Genomic DNA, 17,782 nt, shown 5'->3' with positions numbered 1-17,782 from the left:
TTGGCGTCCGAAAAATACATCATTAACAGCTAAATTACCAGAGCAATGGGAAGAGCGTTTGAATTTAGAAAAGCCCGAAAAATGAAACGTTGGTCAGCAATGGCTAAAACGTTTACCCGAATTGGAAAAGATATTGTTATTGCCGTAAAAGAAGGTGGTCCGAATCCGGAATCCAATGCACGCTTACGTGCGGTGATGCAAAATGCGAAAGCGGCTAATATGCCGAAAGAGAATGTGGAGCGCGCCATTAAAAAAGCATCGGATAAAGATACGGCCAACTATAAAGAAGTTTTGTTCGAAGGCTATGCACCGCATGGTATCGCCATTTTAATTGAAACAGCTACCGATAACAACAACCGTACTGTGGCAAATATCCGTAGTTATTTCAATAAATGTAACGGTACTTTAGGCACACAAGGTTCGGTTGAATTTATGTTTGACCATACGTGTAATTTCCGTATTCCGAATACGGGACAAGATATCGAGGAATTGGAATTGGAAATGATTGATTTTGGCGTGGAAGAAATCTTCGCGGATGAAGACGGTATTTTAATGTATGCGCCTTTTGAAAGCTTCGGTTCAATCCAAAAACATTTGGAAGCTGAAGGTATTGAAATCTTATCCTCAGGCTTTGAACGCATTCCGCAAGTGACCAAAGAATTGACACCGGAACAAGTAGCAGATGTGGAGAAATTATTGGAAAAAATTGAAGAAGATGATGATGTGATGAATGTCTATCATACCATGCAGGAATAATTTATTTTAAATTATAAATTTTAAATGAAAGTCGGCTTTGTGCTGACTTTTTTTATTTTCTCCTTTTTTTGTAACATTTCTTTTCACCCAACGTATAATCAAGGATTTTTAAAACAGCCGATACAGCAAAAGATGAAATTTAGGTACTAATACCCTCCTGTTCCTTCAGAAAAGTACAATCCCTATTTCTTGAACACAGTTAACTGGAATTGAATTGCTATTCTTTTTCGAAGTATTTGCTATGCTTTACAATCAAAACCAACAATTAAAACCTTTAAAAAATTTATACCATGACTATTTTTACGTATTGGTGGGTGATCCTTTTAGTTTTATCACTCGTTTTGTACAAATTTGTGTTACGTGTTTTCTTCGGAATGGTGATTGTCCCGGAAGATAAAATTGGATTAATCACCAAAAAATTCGTGCTTTTTGGAGCCGATCGTTCATTACCTGATGGTCGCATTATCGCCACCAAAGGAGAAGCCGGTTTCCAAGCCCAAGCTCTTGCTCCCGGTTTATATTGGGGAAAATGGATTTGGCAGTACAGCATTGACATGACACCGTTTACCATCATTCCTGAAGGAAAAATTGGATTGGTGTTAAGTAAAGACGGTAAAGAAATTCCGACCGGTCGCATTTTAGCCCGTAAAGTGGATTGCGACAATTTCCAAGACGCACGTATGTTCTTGGATAATGGCGGACAAAAAGGACGTCAAACGGCCTTTATTACTAGTGGTTCGTACCGTATTAACACCTACTTGTTTGAAGTGGTCATCATTGATCAAGTCAAGATTTTTGAAAACATGGTGGGTATAGTGACGGCATTGGATGGTGAACCCATTCCGTTGGGACAAATTGCTGGTAAGTATGTGGATGCCCACAACAACTTCCAGGACTTTGATTCGTTTTTAGAAAATGGTGGTAACCGTGGTTTACAACCGCAAGTGATCTTAGCCGGTTCCTATTATATCAATACCTGGGCGATTCAAATCGAGCAAACGCCAATGACTGATGTGCCGATTGGCCATGTGGGTGTTGTAATCTCGTACATTGGAGAAGACGGACAAGATGTTACAGGTGACACCTTTAAACACGGGAATATTGTTTCCAAAGGTCAACGCGGGGTTTGGATGGAACCACTGGGTCCGGGGAAATACGCATTGAACAAATACACGACTAAATTGGAATTGGTGCCCACTACCAACTTGGTATTGAACTGGGCCAATGCCCGCAGTGAATCCCATGATTTGGATAAAAACTTATCGACAATCACGGTGCGTTCCAAAGACGGTTTCCCCTTCAACTTGGATGTTTCACAAATCATTCACGTGCCCGCTAACGAAGCGCCCAAAGTGATTGCGCGCTTTGGTAGTATGACCAACCTAGTTTCACAAGTTTTGGAACCAACGATTGGGAATTACTTCCGTAACTCGGCACAAGACAGTGATGTGATTTCCTTCTTGAGTACGCGTAAGGAACGTCAAGAATCGGCTAAAGTACATATCAAAGCGGTTTTGGATGAATACAATGTAAATGCCGTTGACACCTTAATTGGTGATATTACACCTCCTGAATCGTTGATGAAAACGTTGACGGACCGTAAAATTGCTGAAGAAGAGCAAAAAACGTATCAAACCCAAAAGATGGCGCAAGAACAACGTCAAGGAGTGGAAAAAGAAACGGCGATTGCGGACATGCAAAAAGAAATCGTACGTGCGGCTCAAAGTGTAGAGATTGCACAACGTACCGCTGATGCAACCGTTAAAAAAGCTGAAGGAGATGCTACGAGTTTGAAACTGAATGTAAATGCCGAAGCGGAAGCCACCAAAATGCGCGCTCAAGCAGAAGCAGAAGCGACCAAAGCCCGCGCAGGAGCCCAAGCCGAAGCAACCAAATTGAATGCTACTGCCGAAGCTGAACGCATCTCTAAAACCGGTTTGGCGGAAGCAGAGAAAATTATGGCCATCGGTAAATCAACTGCCGAATCGTATCAGTTGCAAGTAAGCGCAATGGGTGGTGACAACTTTACCCGTTACAAAATCACCGAAGAATTGGCCAAAGGAAATGTGAAAATCATTCCTGATGTATTAATCAATGGTAACAACGGTTCCGAAGGAGGCATCAGTGGTTTGCTTGGCATGAAACTCATGGAAATGATGGATGCTGATGCGGAAAAGAAGAAAAAGGAATAGATTTTAGACTTTAGACGTTGGACTTTAGACGTTGGACGTTGGAATGAAAGTTTAATTTATTTCATTTAAAATTTTAAATTCTCCATTAAAAAAAAGCCCCTGTAAATTCAGGGGCTTTTGCTTTATTATTTATCCAACTTACGTCGTTCACGTTCGGTTTTTAATAAATTCAATTCCCGACTCGTTTGTCCGGCAACCGAAGTATTTTCTTCAGCTCGTCGAATCAAATAGGGCATTACATCACGCACGGGTCCGAAGGGCAAATATTTGGCTACATTATAGCCGTGGGCGGCTAAATTATAACTGATGTTATCACTCATTCCGTATAATTGACCAAACCAAATGCGTGAGTCGCTTTTCGCTAGGCTTTTTGCAGCCATCATTTCCATTAATTTGTAGGAACTCTCTTCGTTGTGTGTTCCCGCAAAAATCGCCATACGGTCGATGTGTTCCATCATATAATCCACGGCGGCATTGTAATTATCGTCGGTGGCGACTTTACTCGGACAAATAGGTGATTGTAGTCCCATCTGTTGGGCGCGGTCATTTTCTTTTTCCATATAAGCGCCACGTACTAACTTCATTCCGATGTAAAATCCGTCAGCTTGTGCTCGTTGGTGCAATTGTTTTAAATAATCCAAACGATCCCAACGGTACATTTGCAAGGTATTGAAAACAATCGCTTTTTCTTTGTTATAACGGCGCATCATTTCTTCCACCAAATCATCCGCAGCATCTTGCATCCAACTTTCTTCCGCATCAATCAATAAAGCCACATCTTTGGCATGGGCTGTTTTACAAATGATGTCAAAACGTTCACACACCCGATTCCATTCGCTTTGTTCATTGGCTGTCAGTGGATGTTTTAATCCTACTTTTTCATACAGCGCTATTCGTCCTAATCCGGTAGGTTTGAAAACCGCAAATGGTATGGCTTGTCGTTCTTTGGCAAAATCAACCGTTTTTAAGGTCATATTTAAAGCTGCATCAAATTGGGCTTCTTCTTCTTTGCCTTCAACTGAATAATCCAACACAGAGGAAACCCCTTTGGTATACATTTTATCCACTACCGAAAGACAATCTACCTCGGTTGTCCCACCACAAAAATGGTCAAAAACCGTAGCACGAATCAATCCTTCTACCGGTAAATGGGCTTTAATTGCAAAATTTGTTACTGCTGTCCCGATTCGAACTAAGGGTTCGCTAGCAATCATTTTAAATAAAAAATACGCGCGATCGAGTTCGGTATCGGTTTTTAAACTGAACGCGACTTCAGTATTGTTAAATATCTTGTCCATGGTTTGTTTGAAAGTAGACAAATGTACTAATTGTGAACTGAAATTATAGCAAAAAATGCCGTATTTTTGGAACCAAAATTGACTATAATGCAATCCATTTCTGCCAACGGCTACTCGATTGAGTTCAACGAATACGGTTATGAAAAACTGAATCAACTGATCCAATCCAACCGCTATTCTTCCCTATTCATCTTGACAGACAGTCATAGCAACGAACATTGTGCTCCCCATTTGCTACCCCATTTGGCAATCGATATCCCCATTGAAATTATAGAAATTGAACCGGGAGAAGGAATGAAAACCATGGCTACCTGTGTTGAATTATGGACGTTGTTGACTGAAATGGGCGCTGATCGCAAATCGTTACTCATTAATTTAGGCGGCGGTGTGATTACGGATTTGGGCGGATTTGTTGCATCTACGTTTAAACGCGGGATTGACTTTGTACACATTCCCACTACCCTTTTGGGTATGGTTGATGCGGCCATTGGTGGTAAAAACGGTGTCGATTTAGGATTGCTCAAAAACCAAGTCGGAACCATCACCAATCCAAAATTATTAGTCATTGATTCCGCTTATTTGGCCACCTTACCCCAACGGGAAATGCGTTCAGGACTCGCAGAAATGCTGAAACACGGATTAATACAGGACAAAGCGTATTGGGAACAATTTCTGGACTTGAGTCAGTTGGACAGTTCGCTCCTCGACACGCTAATCTATCGTTCGGTCGAAATTAAAAATACCATTGTTACACAAGACCCCACAGAGAACGGTATCCGTAAAGCCTTGAATTTTGGACACACTTTGGGACATGCCATTGAAAGTCATTTTTTGACTACTGAAAATCCCTTATTACACGGTGAAGCCATCGCTATTGGGATGATTTTGGAGGCTTACCTTTCCTATGAAAAAGGATTGCTTTCTAAAGAAGACTATCATCAAATTAAATACGTCTTGTCCGATTTGTTTGAGTCGGTTTCCATCACGCCAAATGACATTGAAATTTTGCTTGAATACATGATTCACGACAAGAAAAATGAGTACGGTAAAGTGCAATTTGCACTATTGAATGGAATCGGAAATATCAGCCTTAACCAAGAGGCTGATAACGAAATGATTAGCCGTGCATTTAAAGACTATTTGGGCTAATATTTTTTTACCTAAAATATTGCAAATCGATTTTTTTATTTTTTACATTTGCGGGGATGATAAAAAACAATATTCCAACGACAAAATCCTTGTTGCAAAGCAACGGCAAAGCACTTTCTCACGTGTTGCCTGCGTCGTTTTTTATCCCTAAAGCACTATACACCGTTTACAATCAAACCTCCGACTCAGTAATGGATTTATCGATTGTGTATGAGAACCTTAGAGTTTGAGAAGTAAAAACATACGTTTACTAAGCATTTGCATTTGTTTTTATCACTCATTCAAACTTTAAAATGAATACGAAATATTCCGACTTAATAAACCAAACTTTTTATTTTCCACAAGAAGAGTTTAGCCTTAATAAAGACACTTTATTATTTCACAACATCGATTTGATGAAATTAGTAGAGCAATACGGTACACCGTTAAAGTTTACCTATTTGCCTGCCATTTCCAATAATATCAATAAAGCCAAGAGTTGGTTCCGTAAAGGAATGGAGAAAATTGGCTACGAAGGCAAGTATTATTATTGCTATTGTACCAAGAGTTCCCATTTTGAATTCATCATGAATGAGGCATTTAAAAATAACATTCATATTGAAACGTCGTCGGCATTTGACATCAATATTGTGGAAAACCTTTTGGCAAAAGGTAAAATCAACAAAAATACTTATGTAGTGTGTAACGGCTTCAAACGTGACGCCTATGTGGAGAATATTGCCCGTTTGATCAATAGCGGTCATAACAAAACCATTCCTGTAATTGACAACTACGAAGAGTTGGATTTATTACAAGAACAAATCAAAGGGAAATTCAAAATTGGTATCCGAATCGCTGCCGAGGAAGAACCTAAATTTGAGTTTTATACTTCGCGATTAGGAATTGGGTACAAGGATATTGTTCCGTTTTACCGTAAACAAATTCAGGAAAACAAGAAAGTGGAATTGAAAATGTTGCACTTCTTTATCAATACCGGAATTCGGGACACGGCCTATTACTGGAACGAATTGTTGAAATGTATGAAGGTGTACATCGCTTTGAAAAAAGAATGTCCGACACTTGACAGTTTGAACATCGGTGGTGGATTCCCCATCAAGAATTCCTTGGCCTTTGAATACGACTACCAGTATATGGTGGATGAGATTTTGAACCAAATCAAAATCGCTTGTGACGATGCAGAAGTAGAAGTTCCCCATATTTTCACCGAATTCGGTTCGTTTACCGTTGGCGAAAGCGGTGGTGCAGTCTACCAAGTATTGTATCAGAAAAAACAAAACGACCGTGAGAACTGGAACATGATTGACAGTTCGTTCATCACTACCCTACCCGATACGTGGGCGATCAACAAACGCTTTGTTATGTTGGCTGTCAACCGTTGGAACGACACCTACGAACGCGTTTTGTTGGGGGGAATGACGTGTGATAGTGACGATTATTACAATTCTGAACAACACATGAATGCGGTTTATTTACCCAAATACAACAAAGAAAAACCCTTATACATCGGATTCTTCAATACCGGCGCTTACCAAGAAACCATTGGTGGATTTGGCGGATTACACCACTGTTTGATTCCCCAACCCAAACATATTTTGATTGATCGGGATGAGAATGGCATCTTAGCCACAGAAGTGTTTTCAGAGCAACAAACTTCGGACGATGTATTGAAAATATTGGGCTACGACAAATAATATTTTTTCGTTTGTAGTTTTAAAAAAATAGTTTTTCTTTGACCCATAAGAATTAGACAAACACAGAAAAGAGGAATAATGAGTAAAGGACCTATCAGTCAGTTTATTGAACACAATTTTTTACATTTCAATGCAGCCGCTTTAGTAGATGCTGCGAAAGGATATGAAGCCCATTTGTTGGAAAATGGAAAAATGATGATTACCCTAGCTGGTGCAATGAGTACCGCAGAGTTGGGGAAATCATTGGCTGAAATGATCCGCCAAGATAAAGTACATATCATATCTTGTACAGGTGCCAACTTAGAAGAAGACATCATGAACTTGGTGGCACACAACTCCTACAAGCGTGTTCCTAACTACCGTGATTTGTCTCCACAAGAAGAGTGGGATTTGTTAGAAAACCATTATAATCGTGTAACGGATACTTGTATTCCTGAAGAAGAAGCTTTCCGTCGTTTACAATCGCATTTGTTTGACATTTGGAATAAAGCGGACAAAAATGACGAGCGTTATTTTCCACATGAATTCATGTACCAAATGATCAATTCAGGAGTGTTGGAGCAATATTATGAAATTGACCCAAAGAACTCTTGGATGGTGGCCGCAGCTGAGAAAAACTTACCCATAGTAGTTCCAGGATGGGAAGACAGTACGATGGGGAACATCTTTGCTTCCTATTGTATTAAAGGAGAGTTCAAAGCCACTACCATGAAAAGTGGTGTGGAATACATGATGTGGTTAGCCGATTGGTATACCAAAAACTGCGAAGGCAAAGGTGTGGGATTCTTCCAAATTGGAGGTGGTATTGCCGGAGACTTCCCGATTTGTGTGGTACCAATGTTGTACCAAGATATGGAAATGCATGATGTACCGTTTTGGAGTTATTTCTGCCAAATCTCTGACTCTACAACGAGTTATGGTTCCTACTCTGGTGCAGTCCCCAATGAGAAAATCACTTGGGGAAAATTAGACATCACGACCCCAAAATTTATTGTTGAATCGGATGCTACAATTGTGGCACCGCTTATATTTGCTTACCTTTTAGACTTATAAAATCCTACCTGTTATGAGACGAGTTATTGTTGATTACGCCAAACTAACCAGCGATATTTTGAATTTGTTGGTTGAAAAATTCCCCGATGGTTATGATGATTCCGATATCATCCGATTCCGTAATGCCCAAAACGAATTGGTTGAAGCCGTTGAAGTTCGAACCGAAGACACTATTTATCTCGTGAAAGTAAGTACCAAATTAGCTACTCGTATGGAGAAATTCGAGGATGAAGAGGATGATTTGGATACAGAAATCGAACCAATTGCACCTGTAAAGGGTATGGATATCGATGATGACGATATGCCAAGCGAAGACGAAGATGAAGATGTTGATTTATTGAAAGACAAAGGCGGATCTGATGATGAAGAAGACGATGACGACGAAGATGACTTCGAACCTTCTGAAAGTTATGACGACGAAGATGAAGACGAATAATTCAAATGATGAATTATGAGTTATAAATTATAAATGAAATCCCGGGTAAATTACTCGGGATTTTTTTATTGCAAAACATTTAAAATTTAAAATAACACCATTTATAATATACTACAGGTAGCGTTGTTGAAACACTTTGTGGTGGTGATTTTGATGACCAATGATTATAAAACCTAGGGCTCTAACCGAAATAGGATGATTGGATGCGCTACCTATACGTTCGAAATATTCAGGCTTAAACGATTTGAATAGGTATATCGTGGCATGACGTAAGGTAGAGAATTCGGTCAACAAATCTTGAATACTTCGTTCATTCCCATTGGACTGATCCACATAATCGTTCTCATCAAAACCGGGTAAGAGCGTTTGATCGTTGCGAGCAATACGCATGGCGCGATAGGCAAAAACGCGTTCGGCATCGATGATATGTTGGATGATTTCTTTAATCGTCCATTTTCCTTCCGCATAGCGGTAATCAAATTTGTCCATCGGAATTTCTCGTACAAAATGAATAAACCGGTGTAAGGAAATTTCCAATTCTTCAATCAAAGAATACTGTGGATCTACTTGTGCCAAATAGGGTGCATAAAAATCTCCGTATTCTCCCGTTTGTATTTGTTCTATACGCATTGTTTGCTATTTTATCCAAAGATAATAAACTTTAGGCAACCCAATCTTGTAACAATTGTTCTTTATAGACTAAGGTATCGGCAATTTGAATAATATCGGACAAAACGCCTCGTGCGGTTACCGCCTTCCCTGCTCCTGCCCCTTGAATTATAATGGGTTGCTTACCGTACGATTCGGTATAGATTTCGATCAAATTATCAGCGCCTTTCAACTGACCCAAGGGAGAATTGCGAGGTACCGAAATTAGTTGCACCTCTAAGGTATCCGTACTGCGATTCCAATTTCCCACATAGCGCAAAACATGATTATCCGCTTGGGTGATTTTGGCAATTTGAAAAGGTTTATTAAACAAGCGTTGCTGACTGCGGTACTCTTTCAAAGTCAAATTAGTAGCCAATTCTGGAATGAATAGCGATTCGATTTTCACGGCTGAAAATTCGGCATTCGAACCCAATTCTCGGGCTAAAATCAACAATTTGCGCGCTACATCATTTCCAGATAAATCTTCACGGGAGTCGGGTTCGGTATACCCTAACTGTTCCGCTTCTTTTAATAAAGTGGCAAACGGAACGTCTTCCTCTCCAAAACGATTGAACAAATAACTTAGCGTACCTGAGAACACCCCTCGTATTTGTGTGATTTCCTCTCCCGCATCAAATAAATTTTTAATGGTGTTAATTACAGGCAATCCAGCCCCTACATTGGTCTCGTATAGAAACTTACGATCAAATCGTTTCAAATTGGATCGCAATTCTTTATAAAAATCATAGTGCAAAGTATTCGCTTTTTTATTGGCAGCGACAATGTGAAAACCCGCTTGAACTAACGGAATATAATTTTTGATAATGTCTTCACTAGCCGTAGCATCAACGGCAATTAGGTTGTCCAAATCCAAGTCTTGTACGTATTCAATGATGTCTTCAATACGAAAAGGAATAGCCGATTGGGCAAAATTGGCTTCCCATTGATTTTTTACACCTTCCTTTTCAAAAAATGCCAAGGTAGAATTGGTAATTATGGGAAAGCGGAGTTCGATATTTTTTTGTTGCAAAAAGAAATCTTGTGCTTGGAGTACTTGGTTGATCAAGGTACTCCCAACATTCCCTATTCCAAAGAGAACTATATTTATTCTAAGCGTGGGCATAATTCAGTTGTTTTTGGGTGCAAAACACCGGTTTTAAAAAAGCAATTAATTGTTCAAATTCGATTAAAAAGGCATCATGCCCGTGAATGGACTGTATTTCATGGTAATATATATTTTCATGTACAGAGGCCAACTCCATGACCGCCTTTCGGTTTTCTTGGGCGATAAAGAACAAATCCGTATCGACGGCAACCACATGAATTGTGGCTTCTATCTCAGTTACCACTTCTTCGAGTGTTCCGCGAAAACGCGTGATATCATGGGTTTTCAGCAAATGATTCATGAGTTTATAGGCCGATAATCGAAAACGGTCGCGTAATTTCTGGCCGTGGTAGGTTAACCAATTTTCCACCGCAAATTCGCCACTGGGTATTTGTTGCCGATTGAAACGCGCGTTGATAGATTGCGGTGTACGGTACAAAAGCATCGCATGTTGCCGCGCATCACTAATGGGCTGCAAGGAATTCGTTAAGATTTGTTCCTGCACTTGCACATTCGCCAACACCCAATCGGTAGCTTTCCAGTCGGTCGCTATCGGAATTAAATGTTGAATCAACTTCGGTTGCAAAACAGCCATCTCCCAAGCAATTGCGCCACCGAGACTTCCTCCAATTACAGCATACACTTCCTGAACCTTGAGTTCGTGCAATCCTTGCCAAAATATACGAGCGATATCCCGGACGGTAAAATCTTGGTAATTGGAAATCAGGTTTCCTAAAATACCGTCGTAGCCGTTGCCTGGAATATTAAAAGCAATGGCGGTATAGTGTTCCAAATCGATTACTTTTCCCGACCCAATGAGTTCGTTCCACCACCCTTTTTCCCCGGTTACGGTAGAGTTGCCGGTGAGTGCATGATTGACAACGACAACGGGCGCCGAACCGAGGGACTGACCAAAGGTTTCGAAGTACAAGGGCAAAAAAGGAGTGGTTTTTCCGTTTTCCAAGAGGAATTGGTAAAGTTCTATTTTGGCTAATTTTTTCATTTTTTCTCGTGTTGTTATAGCAGTTTTTGTTGTTGAATCGCTTTTCATAGAAGCACTTTATCCCTAGCCCCGATAGAGCCGATATCCACGTAGCACTAGCGAAGTGATAAAGGCGAAAGCGGGAAATAGCTCCTTAAAAAACTGTGGAAAGCTCCCCGAATGTGGCGCATCCGGGGGTTCCACATGCAAACTAAAACCTAGACTGATTTTTCAACGGGCAAAGCCGCGAAAACGGTAGCCAAATCCGCTTTTAAATCGTCGATAGCCTCAAGGCCAACTGAGAGTCGAATGAGGTCAGGAGTTACTCCCGTGCTTTCTTGCTGCTCGGGCGTTAATTGTTGGTGTGTGGTGCTCGCGGGATGAATAATCAACGATTTGGTATCGCCGATATTCGCTAGCAAGGAGAATAATTGGGATTCGTTGGCCACTTTTTTCGCGGCTTCGAATCCGCCCTTGAGTCCGAACGTCACTATACCACTTTGCCCTTGGGGCAAATATTTTTGGGCCAAATCATAATATTTCGAGGTTTTCAACCCGGGATAGTTGACCCAAGCTACGGCTTCTTGCGCGCTCAACCACTCGGCCAAAGCCAAGGCATTCTGACTGTGTTTGAGGATACGGACTTCCAAGGTTTCGAGTCCTTGCAGGGTTTGGAACGCGTTAAACGGACTCAAGGCAGCGCCAAAATCGCGCAATCCTTCGATACGTACTTTGACAATAAAGGCAGCGGCTCCAAGGGCTTCATAGTATTTCAAACCGTGGTAACCGGCTGCGGGTTCGGTGAACTCGGGGAATTTTCCATTGCTCCAGTCAAACGTTCCGGCATCGATAATCACTCCACCCAGAGACGTTCCGTTTCCGGTGATGTACTTGGTGAGGGAATGAATCACAATGTTAGCGCCGTATTGAATGGGGTTGAGTAAATAGGGAGAAGCGACGGTATTGTCCACGATGAAAGGCACTTTGTAAGCTTGGGCTTGTTGGGCAATGGCTTCTAGGTCGAGGACATCCAATTTGGGATTACCGAGACTTTCGGCGAAGAATACGCGGGTGTTTTCTTGGGCGGCTTTCGTAAAATTAGTCGGATCAGAGGGATCGACAAATGTGGTGGTGATTCCCAAACGAGGCAAGGTTACGTTAAGCAAATTGTAGGTTCCACCGTATAGGCTGTTGGAAGCCACAATATGGTCGCCTGCTTTTAGCAATACTAACAAGGCTGTGGCGAGTGCTGCGGTTCCTGAGGCGGTTACCACGGCTCCGATTCCGCCCTCGAGTTGGGCCAAGCGTTGTTCCAACACATCGTTGGTGGGATTGTTGAGTCGGGTATAAATGTACCCTGCTTCACTCAAGCTAAACAGATTGGCTGCATGTTCGGCATTGTTAAACACGTAGGAAGTGGTTTGGTAGATCGGCACAGCGCGTGTTCCTGAAGTTTGTTGAACATCATGTCCGGCATGAAGGGCTTTGGTGGCAAATTTTGTTGTACTCATTTTTATGAATTTTAGAAGTTAGATTTTAGAATTTAGATTTTAGATTTTAGATTTTAGAATTTAGTCTTATGACTTTTTGACTTACGCCTTTTTTGACTTACGACTCCAAAAAAAAGGTCCTTTTGATTTGTAACCAAAAGGACCTGAACACTATATAGGAATAACATAAGGATCACCTTTGGCCACAAAGCATAGCACAACAACACATCATCATGTGCATCATACGGCGGTGGTTGTTATGTTTTGCAGTGGTAGACATTATTTTTGTTTCAGGTTTAAGGTTTCAAGTTTAAGGTTAGGGTTAGTGCATAAAAAAAGCCCCTGCTTTGGCAGAGGCTTGATATATACTTGAGTTTTGTAATTTCTTTTTCAAATTATACCATATACGTCCTCTGCGGGGAAGATTCCCACATCATACAACACATATGGCGCATTACGTTTTTCATTTTTTTAATCGAATGGATTTGTTGTTTTTCGACACTGCAAACTTCAAAAGGATTTTTGGATTACACAAGCCTTTTTTAAAACTTTAACAAAAATTAATTTTTATCTGTTTGATTTTAAGGTGATTAATAAACATATTTTTTTATTAAGCGGAGTTCCGACTGGCATTGGTATTCCCGAAAAGGGAGCGAATGACTAACTTTTCATAGGTTTCTAATAACGTCGAATCTTCTTTTCCTTGTCGAATTTCATTGATTTTCATTAGGGCGTATTGTTGGATGGTGAGCAAGGGTAAAACGATGTCTTCCCGCATTTTGATCGACGCTTTTCCATCGGGGTAATTTTCCATGAGTTCGGTATGTCCTGCAATCTTCAAAAGCATGTTTTTTGTCAGTGTAAACTCATCGAAAATGATTTGCCAGAAGGCACCAAATTCAGGGTCATTTTCCATATATTGGGTTAAAGGAAAAAATGACTTTGCCAATGACATCATACTGTTTTCGAGCAGTGTACGAAAAAACAAAGAGTTTTTATACAATGCCTGTACTTCAGTCCATCGACCGGCATTTTCAAACGCATATAATGCGGTTCCCACACCAAAAAATCCGGGTACATTTTGTTTCATCTGACTCCATGAACCGACAAATGGAATGGCGCGTAAATCGGCGAAATCCAATTGTTCAGCGGCCTTTCTTTTGGAAGGACGACTTCCAATATTGGTCTTCGCATAATAATTCAAGGTACTGCGCTGCTCAAGATAAGGAATGAACTTGGGATGCTGTTTAAAAGCGGTATATTTTTCAAATCCGATAACGGCCAATTCATCTATAATGGCTTTATCTTCAGACGTTAAATCGTTTTCTTTTTTGGCAAACAACACATTGGTTACTCCGGCACTCAACAAGTTTTCAAGATTAAATCGACACGATTCGGGTGTGCCAAAATTTGAACTGATGGTTTGCCCCTGAACGGTCAATTGGATTTCTTTGTGTTCAATTCCTGAACCCAATGAAGCATAGAATTTATGCGTTTTTCCTCCGCCACGGGCAGGTGGTCCGCCCCTACCGTCAAAGAAAATGACTTCAATACCGTATTTACGCGACATGGCTGTGATGGCTTCTTTGGCTTTAAAAATGGACCAGTTGGCCATCAAATAACCTCCATCTTTGGTACCATCCGAAAAGCCAAGCATTACGGTTTGTTTGTTTTGGCGACGTGTCAAGTGAGTACTGTATTCGGGATGGGTATACAATTGTTCCATGATATGTGCAGCGTGTTGCAAATCTTCCACCGATTCAAAAAGGGGCACAATATCCACTGTAGGTTGGTGCCATCCTGTCCAACGGAATAATGCCAAGGTTTCAAGTACATTGAGCGCCGATTCATTATTACTAATGATATAACGATTGGCCCCTAATTCACCGTTTTGCTGTTGGATATTTTTCATCACTTCTATGGAAGCAATAGTTTGAGTTACAATTTCGACAGCAAAGTCAGAAGCCTGAACCGTTCCTTCAATTGTATTTAATAATTCGCGCCGCTTAGATTCATCCCAAGTCAAGTATTCTTCTTGGTTTAAATGGCCAACAACGGCTGAAACGACTTGATTATGAATTTTACTGTTTTGACGAATATCTAACGAAGCGAAATGGAACCCAAAGGTTTGTACTTTATGAATTAATTGTGTCACTTCGTCCAGATACAACGATTGGTGTTTTGATTCTAAGAGGCATTTTACTTGATTCAATTGTTCCAATAATTCGCTTTGTGAAATGTACAATTCGCCACGGGAATAAAACACAGAACGGTACAATTGACGTTCTGATTCGGCGATGATTACATCCACTTCCGTAAAGGTCAACTTGCGTTTGAGTTTTCGAATATCTGAATAATAACATTTCAAGATGGAAGTGCGCAAACGTTGTGCAACTTGAAGCGAAATCTCCGGGGTTACAAAGGGATTACCATCGCGATCCCCTCCGGGCCAAAAACCCAACTGAATCAATGGATTGGCAAGTTGAGCATCAATGGCGTTGTTTTTATGCAGGTAATGCAACATTTCACCAATGGTAGTATAAAAAACATTCTCCAGATACCAAATCAAACTTACGGCTTCATCAAACGGAGTGGGTTTATCTTTTTTAATGAATCGTGTTTTACCCAATTGTGCCAATAACAACTCTATTTGATGCAAATCATTGTGACGAATGGCCTCGGTTAAATCGGTGATGATTCCTAAAACAGCTCCAGGATAAAATTGTGTAGGATGTGCGGTAAGGACGGTTCGAACTTTAAATTCTTGCAAGAAAGAGCGCCATTGATTTTGCAATTCGGCTGTATCACATCGTTCTTTGATTTCGCGCAACGAACCTTTCCCTTCTAAATTGTTAACCGTTGAAAAAGCGGCATCTTCGATGGCATCAAAGAGTACAATTTGACGCTCCACGTATTGGATGAAACGAAATAACAAATTGAGTTTTTCTTTCTCATCGGTGGGATCACCATACTTTTCAATGAATAAATTGACAATTTCGACAGGAGAAAGTTTTTGTTGAAACCCTTTAACACATAACTCATGAAAAAGCGGCAACAGCACTCCCGTATTGTCGATTGCATCAAAGGGTAATGTGATAAACACACTGTTATACAAATGGTATTTTGCGGCAACTTGTTGCTGAAAACGTTCAATTTTGGGAAGTGTATACATGGCTTTGTGTTGATTAGGTATAAAAAAACCCCAAGCAGCACTTGAGGTTTTCATAAAATCAAATAACGATTTGTATCTTAAATATCTTTGAAAATGGTATGCATCAAACGTTTTTTGTCGTTGATACTTTCTTCCAAAGAAATCATGGTTTCTGTTCGGTAAACGCCTTCGATATCATCAATCATAAAGATTACATCTTTGGCATGTTTGGTATCACGGGCACGAATTTTACAGAAAATATTAAATTTTCCAGTAGTCACGTGAGCTACCGTTACAAAGGGAATTTCATTGATACGCTCCAAAACGAATTTGGTTTGGGAAGTATTATTCAAAAATACGCCTACATACGCGATAAATGAATACCCTAATTTCTCATAATCCAAAGTAAGCGAAGAACCCATAATGATTCCTGCATCTTCCATTTTCTTTACACGAACGTGAACCGTTCCTGCAGAAATCAACAATTTTTTTGCGATATCCGTAAAAGGAACACGGGTGTTGTCAATTAACATGTCAAGGATTTGGTGGTCGACTTCATCTAAACGAAACTTACTCATAACTACGAATTTATGTTGTTTATTTATTATGCATACAAATTACTATATTTTACTTAAGAAAAACCAATTTTTAATGTTATATTTTTACTCCATTAACAAATTTGATGTTGTTTTCTAAATAAAAATCCGCTTTTTCATCAATATTCGGAATATCATTTTTACCATCTGAGTACCTCATTTTGTGAGCATTGTAAGAAAAATGACCTAATTTTCCCTCTAACGCACCCACTTCACAGATGTAGGCATTGAATTCGATATTCCCGTTGATTAATTCTTCACGGTATTGTGCAGCAAAATTCGTAATTATTTCTTTACCGTCATAATTTATTTTAATGTTTTTATAAATAAAATCATAAAAAACGGCATTATTTTGAGGAATTTGTAAATATAGTTCGTTTTTGTTGTCAACTATATCGTTTTCGTAAATATGCTTCAAACCCGAAATGAGCGCAATAAAAATCATTTTTCGGGTATATTCTCGATAATAATCATTCGGATAATGACCGGCTTCAAATAAAACGGTCGGTACACCCAAATTCGTGAACCGATCACCAATACAATTCAGATTAAATCCATCATCAAATCGTCCTACTTGATTAGGGATATGTTTTTGTAATTCTTCATTTATCGCCACAATGACGTTCATCGCTTGTGTTCGAACAGTATTAATTGTCCGTTCTTCATTAAAGGCTGGCGCTAAGAAAGAAACCGTGGCGGGATTGCCTGTATTTCCGGCTCCAAAAATGGTCCGTTGATCGTGTAAATTGTATGCCAAATTGGGTTGAAACTCATCAAATGCAGCACGTAAAAACCGGCTTTCGGGTTGGCTTAAATCGACCGAGTCCCGATTCAAATCTACTTGATTGGCATTTACCCGCGTATAAGCTTCTGCCCCATCGGGATTGACCATAGGGAGAATTCGAAACTGGAAACGTTGCTGCAATGCCACAGCCAATGAGTCATCGGATTGTAAAAAGGCAATGAAATCGAACAACGCTTTTGTAGTTGTCCCTTCATTCCCATGCATTTGGGACCAAAGTAAGACCTTAAACTCGCCATTTCCTAAATCGAATTGGTATAAAGGTCGGTTTTGAACAGAATACCCTTTACTTTCGGGATGAATCGAAAGCGATTGCAAGACACTTTCTATTTGTGATAAGGTAATATAGCGACCAAAGAGTTGGTTTTGTTTGTAATTTTTATGGCATTCAAAATAATCCATCGAGCACTCTATTTCTACAAATATACTA

The 17,782-nt window shown here is 40.1% G+C and carries 14 protein-coding genes; 6 read left to right on the top strand and 8 right to left on the bottom strand.

Translation table 11 applies throughout. From position 1 onward, the window contains the following. Positions 1 to 45 precede the first annotated feature (45 nt). On the top strand, positions 46 to 756 hold the full coding sequence (locus OLM45_RS08975; protein ID WP_264509639.1) for a YebC/PmpR family DNA-binding transcriptional regulator: 711 nt from the start codon (positions 46 to 48) through the stop codon (positions 754 to 756). 290 nt (positions 757 to 1,046) lie between these two features. Continuing rightward, positions 1,047 to 2,948, top strand: a complete 1,902-nt coding sequence (locus tag OLM45_RS08970) for an SPFH domain-containing protein (protein WP_129462437.1) — start codon at positions 1,047 to 1,049, stop codon at positions 2,946 to 2,948. 125 nt (positions 2,949 to 3,073) lie between these two features. On the opposite strand, the gene OLM45_RS08965 is transcribed toward OLM45_RS08970, so the two are convergent. Beyond that, entirely contained in the window at positions 3,074 to 4,246 is a 1,173-nt protein-coding gene (locus OLM45_RS08965; protein WP_264509638.1) for a proline dehydrogenase family protein, read from the bottom strand. Positions 4,247 to 4,333: 87 nt separating this feature from the next. Here OLM45_RS08965 and aroB point away from each other — a divergent pair, with 87 nt between their 5' ends. From aroB to OLM45_RS08945, 4 genes are all read left to right on the top strand, one after another. Continuing rightward, positions 4,334 to 5,395, top strand: a complete 1,062-nt coding sequence (aroB, locus tag OLM45_RS08960) for a 3-dehydroquinate synthase (protein WP_264509637.1) — start codon at positions 4,334 to 4,336, stop codon at positions 5,393 to 5,395. 293 nt (positions 5,396 to 5,688) lie between these two features. Further along, positions 5,689 to 7,086 (top strand): arginine decarboxylase, encoded by a 1,398-nt coding sequence (locus tag OLM45_RS08955; RefSeq protein ID WP_264509636.1) that lies wholly within the window; start codon positions 5,689 to 5,691, stop codon positions 7,084 to 7,086. A 78-nt stretch (positions 7,087 to 7,164) separates the two neighbouring features. Then, the gene (locus OLM45_RS08950) at positions 7,165 to 8,139 is read left to right on the top strand and encodes a deoxyhypusine synthase family protein (RefSeq protein ID WP_129462441.1); all 975 of its coding nucleotides are present in this window, start codon (positions 7,165 to 7,167) and stop codon (positions 8,137 to 8,139) included. Positions 8,140 to 8,152: 13 nt separating this feature from the next. Continuing rightward, positions 8,153 to 8,575 carry a DNA primase gene (locus OLM45_RS08945; RefSeq protein WP_264509635.1) on the top strand — a complete coding sequence of 141 codons (423 nt, stop codon included), beginning with the start codon at positions 8,153 to 8,155 and terminating at the stop codon, positions 8,573 to 8,575. A gap of 111 nt (positions 8,576 to 8,686) precedes the next feature. On the opposite strand, the gene OLM45_RS08940 is transcribed toward OLM45_RS08945, so the two are convergent. From OLM45_RS08940 to OLM45_RS08910, 7 genes are all read right to left on the bottom strand, one after another. After that, positions 8,687 to 9,205: a DinB family protein gene (locus OLM45_RS08940; RefSeq protein ID WP_264509634.1), complete on the bottom strand. Its 519-nt coding sequence runs from the start codon at positions 9,203 to 9,205 to the stop codon at positions 8,687 to 8,689. Positions 9,206 to 9,236: 31 nt separating this feature from the next. Further along, complete coding sequence (locus tag OLM45_RS08935) at positions 9,237 to 10,349, bottom strand: aspartate kinase (protein WP_264509633.1); 1,113 nt, start codon at positions 10,347 to 10,349, stop codon at positions 9,237 to 9,239. Then, the gene (locus tag OLM45_RS08930; protein WP_264509632.1) at positions 10,336 to 11,334 is read right to left on the bottom strand and encodes an alpha/beta fold hydrolase; all 999 of its coding nucleotides are present in this window, start codon (positions 11,332 to 11,334) and stop codon (positions 10,336 to 10,338) included. Before OLM45_RS08930 ends, OLM45_RS08935 begins: the two co-directional genes overlap by 14 nt. Positions 11,335 to 11,531: 197 nt before the next feature. Then, positions 11,532 to 12,824 carry an O-acetylhomoserine aminocarboxypropyltransferase/cysteine synthase family protein gene (locus OLM45_RS08925; protein WP_264509631.1) on the bottom strand — a complete coding sequence of 431 codons (1,293 nt, stop codon included), beginning with the start codon at positions 12,822 to 12,824 and terminating at the stop codon, positions 11,532 to 11,534. A gap of 589 nt (positions 12,825 to 13,413) precedes the next feature. Further along, entirely contained in the window at positions 13,414 to 15,975 is a 2,562-nt protein-coding gene (locus OLM45_RS08920; RefSeq protein ID WP_264512961.1) for a phosphoenolpyruvate carboxylase, read from the bottom strand. Positions 15,976 to 16,052: 77 nt separating this feature from the next. Then, positions 16,053 to 16,532 carry an Lrp/AsnC family transcriptional regulator gene (locus OLM45_RS08915; RefSeq protein WP_073362417.1) on the bottom strand — a complete coding sequence of 160 codons (480 nt, stop codon included), beginning with the start codon at positions 16,530 to 16,532 and terminating at the stop codon, positions 16,053 to 16,055. Between the two features lie 76 nt (positions 16,533 to 16,608). After that, positions 16,609 to 17,754 carry a M14 metallopeptidase family protein gene (locus OLM45_RS08910; RefSeq protein ID WP_264509630.1) on the bottom strand — a complete coding sequence of 382 codons (1,146 nt, stop codon included), beginning with the start codon at positions 17,752 to 17,754 and terminating at the stop codon, positions 16,609 to 16,611. Positions 17,755 to 17,782: the final 28 nt, after the last annotated feature.

This window comes from Flavobacterium sp. N1719, from assembly GCF_025947045.1.
GTDB lineage: Bacteria > Bacteroidota > Bacteroidia > Flavobacteriales > Flavobacteriaceae > Flavobacterium > Flavobacterium stagni.
Note: the sequence above shows the minus strand (reverse complement) of the source record. Positions and strands in the feature narration are given on the sequence as shown.

Excerpts from the sequence above, each read along its gene's own strand:
- OLM45_RS08975 (WP_264509639.1), top strand. The coding sequence starts at position 46 with ATGGGAAGAGCGTTTGAATTTAGAAAAGCCCGAAAAATGAAACGTTGG.
- OLM45_RS08970 (WP_129462437.1), top strand. The coding sequence starts at position 1,047 with ATGACTATTTTTACGTATTGGTGGGTGATCCTTTTAGTTTTATCACTC.
- OLM45_RS08965 (WP_264509638.1), bottom strand. The coding sequence starts at position 4,246 with ATGGACAAGATATTTAACAATACTGAAGTCGCGTTCAGTTTAAAAACC.
- aroB (WP_264509637.1), top strand. The coding sequence starts at position 4,334 with ATGCAATCCATTTCTGCCAACGGCTACTCGATTGAGTTCAACGAATAC.
- OLM45_RS08955 (WP_264509636.1), top strand. The coding sequence starts at position 5,689 with ATGAATACGAAATATTCCGACTTAATAAACCAAACTTTTTATTTTCCA.
- OLM45_RS08950 (WP_129462441.1), top strand. The coding sequence starts at position 7,165 with ATGAGTAAAGGACCTATCAGTCAGTTTATTGAACACAATTTTTTACAT.
- OLM45_RS08945 (WP_264509635.1), top strand. The coding sequence starts at position 8,153 with ATGAGACGAGTTATTGTTGATTACGCCAAACTAACCAGCGATATTTTG.
- OLM45_RS08940 (WP_264509634.1), bottom strand. The coding sequence starts at position 9,205 with ATGCGTATAGAACAAATACAAACGGGAGAATACGGAGATTTTTATGCA.
- OLM45_RS08935 (WP_264509633.1), bottom strand. The coding sequence starts at position 10,349 with ATGCCCACGCTTAGAATAAATATAGTTCTCTTTGGAATAGGGAATGTT.
- OLM45_RS08930 (WP_264509632.1), bottom strand. The coding sequence starts at position 11,334 with ATGAAAAAATTAGCCAAAATAGAACTTTACCAATTCCTCTTGGAAAAC.
- OLM45_RS08925 (WP_264509631.1), bottom strand. The coding sequence starts at position 12,824 with ATGAGTACAACAAAATTTGCCACCAAAGCCCTTCATGCCGGACATGAT.
- OLM45_RS08920 (WP_264512961.1), bottom strand. The coding sequence starts at position 15,975 with ATGTATACACTTCCCAAAATTGAACGTTTTCAGCAACAAGTTGCCGCA.
- OLM45_RS08915 (WP_073362417.1), bottom strand. The coding sequence starts at position 16,532 with ATGAGTAAGTTTCGTTTAGATGAAGTCGACCACCAAATCCTTGACATG.
- OLM45_RS08910 (WP_264509630.1), bottom strand. The coding sequence starts at position 17,754 with ATGGATTATTTTGAATGCCATAAAAATTACAAACAAAACCAACTCTTT.